Annotated in this window: 13 protein-coding genes; all 13 read left to right on the forward strand. The window is 65.3% G+C overall.

Translation table 11 applies throughout. The annotated features are described in order from the left end of the window. The first annotated feature begins 77 nt into the window (after positions 1-77). The 13 genes from trpS to LRP30_RS44100 all read left to right on the forward strand — a co-directional run bounded on the left by trpS (position 78) and on the right by LRP30_RS44100 (position 11,834). Positions 78-1,130, forward strand: coding sequence for a tryptophan--tRNA ligase (gene trpS, locus LRP30_RS44040; protein WP_128930377.1), 1,053 nt, complete (start codon positions 78-80; stop codon positions 1,128-1,130). A 108-nt stretch (positions 1,131-1,238) separates the two neighbouring features. Beyond that, complete coding sequence (locus tag LRP30_RS44045; RefSeq protein ID WP_164934829.1) at positions 1,239-1,733, forward strand: universal stress protein; 495 nt, start codon at positions 1,239-1,241, stop codon at positions 1,731-1,733. A gap of 166 nt (positions 1,734-1,899) precedes the next feature. Then, positions 1,900-2,469, forward strand: a complete 570-nt coding sequence (locus tag LRP30_RS44050; RefSeq protein WP_128930378.1) for a NifU family protein — start codon at positions 1,900-1,902, stop codon at positions 2,467-2,469. A 200-nt stretch (positions 2,470-2,669) separates the two neighbouring features. Further along, complete coding sequence (gene tsaB / locus LRP30_RS44055) at positions 2,670-3,365, forward strand: tRNA (adenosine(37)-N6)-threonylcarbamoyltransferase complex dimerization subunit type 1 TsaB (RefSeq protein WP_249758875.1); 696 nt, start codon at positions 2,670-2,672, stop codon at positions 3,363-3,365. Continuing rightward, complete coding sequence (gene rimI / locus LRP30_RS44060) at positions 3,362-3,847, forward strand: ribosomal protein S18-alanine N-acetyltransferase (protein ID WP_249758876.1); 486 nt, start codon at positions 3,362-3,364, stop codon at positions 3,845-3,847. The genes tsaB and rimI overlap by 4 nt, the downstream gene beginning before the upstream one ends. A 40-nt stretch (positions 3,848-3,887) precedes the next feature. Continuing rightward, the gene (locus LRP30_RS44065) at positions 3,888-4,343 is read left to right on the forward strand and encodes a Fur family transcriptional regulator (protein WP_094894339.1); all 456 of its coding nucleotides are present in this window, start codon (positions 3,888-3,890) and stop codon (positions 4,341-4,343) included. A 230-nt stretch (positions 4,344-4,573) separates the two neighbouring features. Continuing rightward, entirely contained in the window at positions 4,574-5,254 is a 681-nt protein-coding gene (locus tag LRP30_RS44070) for an HAD family hydrolase (protein ID WP_249758877.1), read from the forward strand. Between the two features lie 192 nt (positions 5,255-5,446). Beyond that, positions 5,447-6,841, forward strand: coding sequence for a tRNA (N6-isopentenyl adenosine(37)-C2)-methylthiotransferase MiaB (miaB, locus tag LRP30_RS44075; protein ID WP_249758878.1), 1,395 nt, complete (start codon positions 5,447-5,449; stop codon positions 6,839-6,841). A 64-nt stretch (positions 6,842-6,905) separates the two neighbouring features. After that, positions 6,906-7,901: a PhoH family protein gene (locus LRP30_RS44080; protein WP_091882190.1), complete on the forward strand. Its 996-nt coding sequence runs from the start codon at positions 6,906-6,908 to the stop codon at positions 7,899-7,901. Between the two features lie 60 nt (positions 7,902-7,961). Then, complete coding sequence (ybeY, locus tag LRP30_RS44085; RefSeq protein ID WP_128930383.1) at positions 7,962-8,471, forward strand: rRNA maturation RNase YbeY; 510 nt, start codon at positions 7,962-7,964, stop codon at positions 8,469-8,471. Position 8,472: 1 nt separating this feature from the next. Further along, positions 8,473-9,591: a hemolysin family protein gene (locus tag LRP30_RS44090; protein WP_164934831.1), complete on the forward strand. Its 1,119-nt coding sequence runs from the start codon at positions 8,473-8,475 to the stop codon at positions 9,589-9,591. Beyond that, positions 9,588-11,201, forward strand: a complete 1,614-nt coding sequence (gene lnt, locus LRP30_RS44095; RefSeq protein ID WP_249758879.1) for an apolipoprotein N-acyltransferase — start codon at positions 9,588-9,590, stop codon at positions 11,199-11,201. Before LRP30_RS44090 ends, lnt begins: the two co-directional genes overlap by 4 nt. Positions 11,202-11,420: 219 nt before the next feature. Continuing rightward, entirely contained in the window at positions 11,421-11,834 is a 414-nt protein-coding gene (locus tag LRP30_RS44100) for a helix-turn-helix transcriptional regulator (protein ID WP_024338547.1), read from the forward strand. Positions 11,835-11,900 lie beyond the last annotated feature (66 nt).

The raw sequence follows: 11,900 nt of genomic DNA on the forward strand, positions 1-11,900 counted from the left end.
GCGAGCCCATCGAATTGCCCTTGACGGGGCTGCGCCGCTGTTGGAAACGACGGCCGTATCTTCCAGGAAAGCTGACCATGCCATTCGTTGAACGAGTCTTTTCGGGCGTCCAGCCGACGGGCAATCTGCATCTCGGCAATTACCTCGGCGCGATCGTCAACTTCGTGAAGATGCAGGAAACCCACAACTGCATCTATTGCGTCGTCGACATGCACGCGATTACGCAAGGCGTCGATGTCTGGGGCGGACCGGCCGAGCTCACGCGCAACACCCGCGAGGTCACCGCGGCGTTCATCGCTGCCGGCATCGATCCGAAGAAGCACATCGTGTTCAACCAGAGCCAGGTCTCCGGCCATGCCGAACTCGCCTGGATCTTCAACTGCGTTGCGCGCATGGGCTGGCTCGGCCGCATGACCCAGTTCAAGGAGAAGGCCGGCAAGGACCGCGAGAACGCCTCGGTCGGGCTGTTCGACTATCCCGTGCTGATGGCGGCGGACATCCTGCTGTACCGCGCCACCCACGTGCCGGTCGGCGAGGATCAGAAGCAGCATCTCGAGCTCTCGCGCGATATCGCGCAGAAGTTCAACAACGATTTCGGCGATTCCATTCGCGCCCAGGGACACAATGACGGCTTGTTCTTCCCGCTGCCGGAGCCGCTAATCACCGGTCCGGCGACGCGCGTGATGAGCTTGCGTGACGGCACCAAGAAGATGTCGAAGTCGGATGCGTCCGACAATTCGCGCATCAACCTCACCGACGATGCCGACACCATCGCGCAGAAGATCCGCAAGGCGAAGACCGATCCGGAGCCGCTGCCGAGCGAGGAGAAGGGCCTGGAAACGCGTCCCGAAGCCGACAATCTCGTCGGCATCTTCGCCGCGCTCTCCGGTCGCTCCAAGGCCGACGTGCTCAGGGATTTCGGCGGCGGCCAGTTCTCCAGCTTCAAGAATGCGCTAGCCGAGCTGTGCGTCACCAAGCTCGCGCCGATCGCCGGCGAGATGAAGCGCCTCGTCGCCGACCCCGGCCATATCGACGCGATCCTGAACGAGGGCTCCGACCGGGCCCGCACTATCGCCGACGAGACCATGAAGCTCTCGAAGGACATCGTCGGCTTCATCCACCGGCGCTGAAGATCGCATCTGAGAAACCGGCCTGCGCCACGGCGCTGGCCGATGTCCCCTCTCCCAAACGTTCCGGGAGTGTGGCAGCATGCTGGCCGTGCACACGCCGGGACATGCATGACCAGCAAGCGACTTTGCTTCGAGCCGGGTCACAAGCCCAAATGCCTCGTCATCGTCGACGACACCGCCGAATGGGATCGCGCGGTGTATTACGCCAGCCGCTGGGCGATCCGCGCCGGCGGCGGCGTGGTGATGCTGCGCATCATCGAACCCGAGCAGCAGAGCCAGGAATGGCTTGGTGTCGCCGACATCATGCGCGCAGAGGCGCAGGAAGCGGCGGAAGCCGCGCTCGACCGCGCCGCCGGTCGCGCCAACGGCATCGCCGCGATCACGCCGGAGCGCGTGATCCGGGAAGGCGCCGCGATGGAACAACTGCTCGCGGTGATCGACGAGGATCCTGATATCGCCATGCTGGTGCTGGCCGCGAGCCCCGGTGCGGAGGGACCGGGGCCTTTGGTCTCGCTGCTCGCCCATTCGCTCGGCACGTTTCCGGTTCCGGTGACGATTATCTCCGGCGCGCTGAGCGACCGAAGCGTGGATTCGCTGTCTTAGCTCTTCCCCTCTCTCCGCAGGCGGGGAGAGGGAGACGCAAGCACCCTAACTTGCTGATATAACAGCGAAACGCCCTTCTCACCCCCTTGATCGTGCGTTCCCCGTCGCCATCTGCTACTGGATAGAGCACGCGCCGGCCTTGAACCGGCGACGTCTGGAGAAAACCATGTTCATTCAAACCGAAGCCACCCCCAATCCCGCTACGTTGAAGTTCATTCCCGGCCGCGTCGTGGTCGACGGCAGCCCGGTGGAGTTTTCGAGCCGCGAAGCCGCAGGCCGCTCGCCGCTTGCCGAAAAGCTGTTCGACGTGCCCGGCGTCACCGGCGTGTTCTACGGATCGGACTTCATCACCGTGACCAAGGCGAGCGGTGAGTGGCAGCAGCTCAAGCCCGCGATTCTCGGCGCGATCATGGAGCACTATATGTCCGGCGTGCCGCTGCTCGCCGACGGCACAGTGCAAAGCGATACCGAACTCGACGACCACGGTGAATTCTTCGACGAGGCCGATGCCGAGACGGTCGACATGATCAAGGACCTGATCGAGACCCGGGTGCGGCCGGCGGTCGCCAATGACGGCGGCGACATCACCTTCCGCGGCTTCAAGGACGGCGTCGTCTATCTCAACATGAAGGGCGCCTGCTCGGGCTGCCCGTCATCGACTGCGACGCTCCAGCACGGCATCCAGAACCTCTTGAAGCACTTCGTGCCCGACGTGGTCGAAGTCCGGCCGATGTAAGCAAGCTGCCGTAGGGTGGGCAAAGCGAAGCGTGCCCACCAAGATCCCGTCATTTGCGGAACGATGGTGGGCACGGCGCAAGTGCGCCTTTGCCCATCCTACGAGATATGGAGCTGCAAAGGCGTGGATGGCCGGGACAAGCCCGGCCATGACGATGGGAACGACGAGCATTCCCTGACGGATGATGCTACGATCGTTCCATGCTGATCCTCGCCATCGATACTGCGCTCGACGCTTGCTCCGCGGCCGTGCTCGACACCGAAACGGCCGAGCTGCGCGCGCAGGAATCGCTGCCGATGAAGCGTGGGCATGCCGAAGCCTTGATGCCGCTGATCGCGCGGGTGATGCAATCGGCCAATCTCGGCTTCACCGCGCTCGACCGCATCGCGGTCACCGTCGGTCCTGGAAGCTTCACCGGTCTGCGAGTCGGCATTTCGGCGGCGCGCGGCCTTGCGCTCGCGGCGAAACGCCCGGCCGTCGGCCTGACCACCTTGTCGGCCTATGCCGCCGCCATCGTCGGCCAGAGCCGATCGGCGCCGGTGATGTCCGCGATCGACGCGCGGCACGACCACGTCTATTTCCAGATCGTCGCCGGCGACGGCAGCCAGCTGGTGCGACCGCAGGTCGCCAGCATCGACGAGGCGATCGCGGCTTCGCAATTCGGCGCGCCGCACCTGGTCGGCAATGCCGCGAACATCCTTGCCGAGCGCTGGCCGAAGGATGCGCCGCAACCCATTGCGGTCGACGCGCAGCCCGCGCCCGACATCGGCTGGGTCGCCTGGCTCGGCGCCGCGGCCAATCCCGACACGACCCCGGCGCGGCCGTTCTATCTGCGCGCGCCCGACGCCAAGCCGGCCGCGCAGCTACAGCTCGCAGCACAAGCTGCAAGCTCATGATGGGATGGTTCTCGCAATGGTGGCGCGTCGGCACTGTCGCCGTCGAGCCCGCGTCCGCGCGCGACGCCGTGCGGCTGGCGCAGCTTCACGGCGCCTCCTTCGCACGCGGCTGGGGCGAAGGCGAGTTCGAGAGCATGCTCGGTGAGCGCAACACGCTGGTGCATCGCTTACGCCTCGGCCGCAAGACGATCGGGTTTGCGGTGTCGCGGATCGGCGCGGACGAAGCGGAAATCCTCTCGATCGCAGTCGATCAGGCCCATCGCGGCCGCGGCCTCTCCCGCACGCTGCTGATGACCCATCTCGGCCACCTCGCCGGGCGCGGGGTGCGCACAATATTTCTCGAAGTCGAGGAAAATAACCAGCCGGCGCGCCGACTCTACGATCGGGCCGGATTCATGGTGGTCGGGCGCCGCGAACGCTACTATAAGCAGCCGAACGGGGAACAATTGAACGCCCTTCTGATGCGACGTGACTTGTCGTAACATTGGTGGCAGAAAGCGCCTCCGCCAGGCAGACAATCATATGACCGCACTGAAACCTTCTTCCGCATCCAAGGCATCCGGCATCGAGGCGCGCTGTGCCGCCACCGGCATGCGCATGACCGAGCAGCGCCGCGTCATCGCCCGCGTGCTCGCGGAGGCGGTCGATCATCCCGATGTCGAGGAACTGTACCGGCGCTGCGTCGCCGTCGACGACAAGATCTCGATCTCGACGGTCTACCGAACGGTGAAGCTGTTCGAGGATGCCGGCATCATCGAACGCCACGATTTCCGCGAGGGCCGCGCGCGCTACGAGCAGATGCGCGACAGCCATCACGACCACCTCATCAATCTACGCGACGGCAAGGTGATCGAGTTCACCTCCGAAGAGATCGAGAAGCTCCAGGCCGAGATCGCCCGTAAGCTCGGCTACAAGCTGGTCGATCACCGCCTCGAGCTCTATTGCGTCCCGCTCGACGACGACAAGCCGACGAGTTAGTTGCGAATTTGAGCAGATCTCTCCGCGAGCTCACTTCACCTCTCCCCGACGGGGAGAGGTCGATTTGCTCCTGGCGATGCGTAGCATCGTCCAGCGCAAATCGGGTGAGGGGGCTCAGGTCCCACGAGAGTCCACAACCCCTCACCCGGCGCTTCGCGCCGACCTCTCCCTATGGGAGAGGTAGCACCACCCGCGCGGCACCAGAGTGCCTCCACCAAGTCAGGCGCTGAATGCCCATCGACCTCATCATCTTCGACTGCGACGGCGTGCTCGTGGACAGCGAGGTGATCTCCTGTCGCGCGCATGCCGATGTGCTGACGAGGCACGGCTATCCGATCACGTCGGATCAGGTGTTCGCGCGTTTCCTCGGCCGCTCGACGCGGCAGGCGAATCTCGAGATCGAGACCGAGCTCGGCCGCAAGCTGCCCGAGGCCTATCACGGCGATCTGCAGGACGAGCTGTTCCGCTCGTTCGAGGCCGACCTCGAAGCGATCCGCGGCATCCATGATGTGCTCGATGTCGTCACCCAACGCGTCTGCGTCGCCTCGAGCGGCTCGCATCAGCGCATGCGCGTGAGCTTGGGGAGCACGGGCCTCTACGAGCGCCTCGCGCCAAATATCTTCTCGGCCTCGCAGGTGAAAAACGGCAAGCCGGCGCCGGACCTGTTCCTGTTCGCGGCCAACGAAATGGGCGTGCCGCCCGAGCGCTGCGTCGTGATCGAGGACAGCCTGGCCGGCATTGCCGGCGCGCGAGCGGCCGGGATGCCCGTGTTCGGCTTTTACGGGGGCAGCCATTGCCGCGATGGCTATGCCGAAACCCTGCGCCTGGCCGGCGCCGACCTGCTCTTTGCCGACATGCATCAGCTGCCGGAGCTGGTCCGGCGGGTCGAGGCGGACGCCCTGGCGGGCTGATTTCGCCCTCTCACCGTCATTCCGGGGCGCGCGCGACGCGCGTGAACCGGGAATCTCGCACCAGAACCTCTGGATTCCGGGTTCGCGACTGCGTCACGCCCCGGAATGACGACCCAAATGGCCCCCTTCGCTGGATTTTCGCGCCTCCAGCCTATATCTGAGGGCCGTCCTCCAGCTCCATTTTCGGGTTCCATGACGCCGCCGCGCAAGCTGCACATCAAATCATATGGCTGCCAGATGAACGTCTACGATGCCCAGCGCATGGTGGACACGCTGGCTCCGGAAGGATTCGTGGAGACGGCCAGCGCTGAGGACGCCGACCTCGTCATCCTCAACACCTGCCATATCCGCGAGAAGGCCTCGGAAAAGGTCTATTCCGAGCTCGGCCGCCTGCGCGTTGCCAAGGACGAGGCCGCGCGCGCGGGCCGCGCAATGCAGATCGCGGTCGCGGGCTGCGTGGCGCAGGCCGAGGGCGAGGAAATCGTGCGCCGCGCGCCGGTCGTCGACGTCGTGGTGGGACCGCAGAGCTACCATCATCTGCCCGGGCTGTTGAAGCGCGCTGGCGACGAGGGCCGCGCGATCGAGACCGAATTCCCTGCGCAAGACAAGTTCGGCTTCCTGGCCCAGCCCAAACCCGATGCGATCCGCGCGCGCGGCATTTCCGCTTTCGTCACGGTGCAGGAAGGCTGCGACAAGTTCTGCACCTTCTGCGTCGTGCCGTATACCCGCGGCGCCGAGGTGTCGCGTCCCGTGGCAAAGATCGTGGACGACGTGAAGCGGCTCACTGAGAACGGCGTGCGCGAGCTCACGCTGATCGGCCAGAACGTCAACGCCTATCACGGCGAGGGGCCGGACGGAAAAAGCTGGCCGCTCGGCCGGTTGCTCGAGCATCTGGCGCAAATCCCGGGCATCGCCCGGCTGCGCTATTCCACCAGCCATCCCCGCGACGTCGATGACAGTTTGATTGCGGCCCATCGCGACCTCGATGCCCTGATGCCGTTCGTGCACCTGCCGGTGCAGTCGGGCTCGGACCGGATTCTGGCCGCCATGAACCGCAAACATACCGCCGATGATTACCGGCGGGTCATCGAGCGTTTCCGCACCGCACGCCAAGGCATTGCTTTTTCATCGGATTTTATCGTCGGCTTCCCCGGCGAGAGCGAGCAAGATTTTCTCGCCACCCTCGCGCTTGTCACGCAAATCGGCTACGCTGCGGCTTATTCGTTCAAATATTCCGCCCGGCCGGGAACGCCGGCCGCGGACATGCAGGAGACGGTGTCCCCCGCCGAGATGGACCAGCGATTGGAGCGGCTCCAGGAACTGATCGACAGCCAGCAATCGGCCTTCAACAAGGCTGCGATTGGCTCAACGATCGACGTGCTGTTCGAGCGTCCGGCTCGCAAGGAAGGCCAGATCGTCGGCCGCACCGCTTACCTCCAGCCCGCGCATGTGATGGCCTCGCCCGACATCATCGGACAAATCCTGCCGGTCCGGATCGACAGCCTCGAGCGCTACAGCTTTCTCGGCGAGCTCGTGACGCCGCGCAACGCGCGCGAGCCCGCTTTATCGCAAGCCACTGGAGCCTGAACCCTTGCCAAAAAGCGCATCGGATTCGTCTTCGTTCGCTCCCAGCCGCAAATTTGACCGCGACATGCAAGTACCGCCCGAGACCCAAGTCGTCATCGATTTCGACGACAACCGTGCCGCTTCCGCGCTGGTCGGCCCGTACGGCCAGCATCTCGCGCAGATCGAGCGGCGGCTCGGCGTGATCGTCGACTCCAAGGGTAACCACATCACCATCGGCGGCACGCGCGACGGCTGCGACGCCGCACGCCGCGTGCTGGAGATGCTCTACGCGCAAGCCGTGAAGGGACAGGATCTCGACCAGGGTGAGGTCGAGGGCGCGATCCGCGCCGTGATCGCCCAGGGCTCGCTGTTCGAGTTCGACGCCAAATCGGCCAAATCGACCTTCGACAGCATCAATTTGCGCAAGCGCCCGGTGCGCGCGCGCACGGCCGCGCAAGATTCCTACATCCGCGCGCTGAAGCGCCACGAGCTGGTGTTCGGCATCGGTCCCGCCGGCACCGGCAAAACCTGGCTCGCGGTCGCATATGCCGCGCAGCTGTTCGAGCGCAAGGAGGTCGACAAGATCATCCTATCCCGTCCGGCGGTGGAAGCCGGCGAGCGGCTCGGCTTTTTGCCCGGTGATCTCCGCGAGAAGGTCGATCCGTATCTCCGCCCGATCTACGACGCGCTCTACGATCTCATGGACGCGCGCATCGTCGAGCGGGCGCTCCAGACCGGCGAGATCGAGATCGCGCCGCTCGCCTTCATGCGCGGCCGCACGCTCACCAACGCCGCCATCATCCTGGACGAGGCGCAGAACACCACGTCGATGCAGATGAAGATGTTCCTGACCCGCCTCGGCGAGAACAGTCGCATGATCGTCACAGGCGATCCCTCGCAGATCGACCTGCCGAACGGCCAGACCTCGGGTCTGGCGGAAGCAACCCGGCTCCTGAACGGCGTCGAGGGGATTGCGCAAGTGCATTTCAAAGCCGAGGACGTGATCCGCCACGAGCTCGTGGCGCGGATCGTCGCCGCTTACGAAGGGTCGCCGCAGCGGCCGGCCACCGGTCAATCCTGACGAGGCAACAGCCGGACCAAGCGGGCGCGGACAGCGCGCCTTTTCGTCCCAGACAGCACAATGTCCCATTCCAACCTACCCATCACCGAGGTCCTCGTCGTCGCCGATTGCTGGCAGCGCGAGCCCGATTCCGAAACCGTGATCCAGCGCGCGGTTGCGGCCGCCGCCGAGAATGTCGACGAAGACGTCGCCGACGCCGAAGTGGCTGTGATGCTGACCGATGACGCCGGCATCCGCACCCTCAACGGCAACTGGCGCGGCATCGACAAGCCGACCAATGTGCTGTCGTTCCCTGCGCTTCAGCCCGAGGGCGAGTGGAAGCCGGGCGATGCGCCGCGCATGCTCGGCGACATCGCGATCGCCTACGAGACCATGCGGCGCGAGGCGGACGAGGAACACAAGCCGTTCGATCATCATTTGAGTCATCTCGCCGTGCACGGTTTCCTGCATCTGATCGGCTACGACCACGAGAACGACGACGACGCCGAGGAGATGGAAGCGCTGGAGACGCAGATCCTGGCGCATCTCGGCATTCCCGATCCCTATGCAGACCGCCCGGGGACGAATTGAGATGCCGGATTCCGATCCAATCCAGGACAACCCGCGCAACACGCGCAATCTGCCCGCTGTCGTGACCCAAGGCGAGGTGATGCGCCCGACCGCGGAAGGCTGGCTCTTGCGCGCCATCCGGACGCTGTTCGGCTGGAAGGCGGGATCGGTGCGCGACGACCTCCAGGTCGTGCTCGACGCGTCGACGCCTGACGACACCGGTTTCTCTGCGGTCGAGCGCACCATGCTGCGCAACATCCTCGGCCTGCACGAGCGCCGCATCGCCGACGTCATGGTCCATCGCGCCGACATCGTCGCGGTGAAGCGCGACATCCCACTCGGCGAATTGATGGACCGCTTCGAGAGCGCCGGCCATTCGCGGCTCGTCGTCTACAACGAGACGCTCGACGACCCCGTCGGCATCGTCCACATCCGCGACCTGCTCGCCTTCATGACCGCGCGTGCGCGCGTGTCGGAGGCCACCAAGACCAAGCGCAAGAAGCCGCTGCCGGCCGGGCTCGATTTGCGCGCCGTCGATCTCGCGCTGCCGCTTCACGAGGCGCGCATCATCCGCAAGCTGCTCTACGTGCCGCCGTCGATGCGGGCGATCGACCTGCTCGCGCAGATGCAGGCGACGCGCATCCACCTCGCGCTGGTTGTCGACGAATATGGCGGCAGCGACGGGCTGGTCTCGCTCGAGGACATCGTCGAGCAGATCGTCGGCGAGATCGACGACGAGCACGACAGCGACGAGCCGCCCTCGATCGTGCGCCTGCCCGACAACGCCTTCATCGCCGACGCCCGCGCCAGCCTCGACGACGTCCGCTCGGTGATCGGCGAGGATTTCGTCACCGGCGAGGCCGGCGAGGAGGTGGAGACGCTGGGCGGCTATCTCGTCAGCTTCGTCGGGCGCCTGCCGGTGCGCGGCGAGGTGATCTCGGGCCCCGGCACTTACGAGGTCGAGGTGCTCGACGCTGATCCGCGTCGCGTCAAGCGGCTGCGCATCTCCACGCGGAAGGAGCGTCCCGCGCCTCGCACCCAGCGCGAGAGCCGCCGCCGCGAAGCTGCGCCGGAGAGCGGTCAACCGCCGGCCAGTGACACGCCGACCCCACCGCCGAGCGACGGGGCCGGTCCGCAGTGAGCCCGCTCCAGCGACTTCGGCAGATTGCGCTTGCCATTATCCTCAGCTGGGGATGGAAGCGCGCCGTCATCGCCATGGCGGCCGGGGCGCTGTCGGTGCTGGCGCTGGCGCCGTTCAATCTCTTCCCGGTGCTGTTCGTCACCTTCCCGGTGCTGGTCTGGCTGATCGACGGCGCTGGCGGCGGACGATATGGCGGCGTTCCTGCCGCGGCGCTGACCGGCTACTGGTTCGGGCTCGGCTATTTCGTGCCCGGCCTCTACTGGATCGGCTACGCCTTCTTCGTCGAGGCCGACGTGTTCGCCTGGCTGACACCGTTCGCCGTGCTGGGCTTGCCGGCCTATCTCTCGATCTTCACGGCAATCGGCTTTGCGCTGGCGCGCCTGCTCTGGACCAAGAATGCCACGCGCGTGGTGGCGCTCGCAGCAAGCCTCACCATCAGCGAATGGCTGCGCGGCCACGCGCTGACCGGCTTTCCCTGGAATGCGTTCGGCTACGCGCTGTCCGAGCCGCTGCCGCTGGCGCAGACGGCATCGCTGATCGGCCTGTGGGGCATGACGTTCCTGACGGTCGCGATCTTCGCGAGCCCCGCGACACTATTCGATCGCGCGCCCGATCGCCGCCTGCAATGGCGCGCGCCGGCCGCCGCAATTGTGCTTCTGATCGTCATGGGCATCTTCGGCGCGATCCGCCTGTCGCTGCATCCGACCACGATGGTCGCGGGCGCCAAGCTGCGCCTGATGCAGCCGAACCTCCAGCAGGACGCGAAATTCAACTACGCCGCCAAGGCGGAGGTGATGAAGAAATATTTGGCCCTGTCCGACCGCGCCTCCGGCCCGCAATCGACCGGCGTGCGCGATGCCACCATCCTGATCTGGCCGGAATCCGCCTTCCCGTTCTTCCTGACTCGCGAAGCCGACGCGATGGCTGAGATCGCCGACCTTCTGCCGAAGGGCACGGTGCTGATCACGGGTTCGGTCCGCGCGCCCGACCTGCCGCGGGGCACGCCGATCACGCGTGCCTATAACTCGATCTACGTGATCGATCACGACGGCAGCGTGCTCGCTGTGTACGACAAGCTGCATTTGGTGCCGTTCGGCGAATTTCTTCCCTACCAGGGGCTGATGGAGAAGCTCGGTTTCGAGCAGCTGACGCGCGTGCGCGGCGGCTTCATTCCCGGCACCGTGCGCCATGCGCTGCCGGTCGCCAGCGCGCCGCCCGCGCTGCCGCTGATCTGTTACGAAGCCATCTTTCCCGGCGAGGTGGGCGGACGCAGCGAACGTCCGGGCTGGATCGTGAACCTCACCAATGACGGCTGGTTCGGTATCTCGACCGGTCCCTATCAGCATCTGGAGCAGGCGCGGATGCGCGCGATCGAGCTCGGCTTGCCGCTGGTCCGCTCCGCCAATACAGGCATCTCCGCAGTGATCGATCCGGTGGGGCGCACCATCGCCAGTCTCGGCCTCGGAATCGAAGGCATTTTGGATGCAGGTCTGCCCGCCGCGATCCCGCCGACGATCTATGCGCGGGTGGGCGACGTGCCCGCAGCCATGCTCGTCGCGCTCGCCGTGATTGTGGCGGTCCGCCGACATGTCGCCAAACGGCACCTCTGATCGCCTCGCCGCGGACTTAGCCGGAATCCTTTGACAACCGTAGTCCCACGGTTGACAGACTGCACGCGGGCTCCCCATTCTGCACCAGCTGCAAAAGACAGCGGTGCGTTGCTAAATTTCTCCGCAATGTTTCCCAATAAGAGGGTCTGATTTGACGGTGCTGACACCCGAGGCACGCTTGATGATTGCGCCGAGGGTGATGTTTGGAGGGCTGAGGAAATGTCGAAAGCGCCCAACCCTGTTGACAAATATGTCGGCAGTCGCGTGCGTATGCGCCGCATCATGTTGGGCATGAGCCAGGAAAAGCTCGGTGAAGCTTTGGGCCTGACTTTCCAGCAGATCCAGAAATACGAGAAGGGCACCAACCGGGTCGGCGCGAGCCGCATCCAGCAGATCGCCGAGATTCTCCAGGTGCCGGTGTCGTTTCTGTTCGAGGGCGGGCCGAGCGGTGTGCCGGGCCCGGAAGGCTTCAGCGAAGGCGCCTCGCCCTCTTACGTCTCGGATTTCCTCGCGACATCGGAGGGACTCGCCTTGACCAAGGCGTTCACCCGAATCACCGATTCCAAGATGCGCCGCTCCATCGTCGACCTCGTCGAGCAGATCGCCGCCCGCGAAGGCCCCGACAAGCGCTGACGCGTCCTCGCAATGGCGATTTGAGACTGCGCCAAATCTGGCCTATGTCGTCATTTGCGACCGCGC

It is taken from the genome of Bradyrhizobium sp. C-145 (assembly GCF_023375135.1).
GTDB lineage: Bacteria > Pseudomonadota > Alphaproteobacteria > Rhizobiales > Xanthobacteraceae > Bradyrhizobium > Bradyrhizobium zhanjiangense.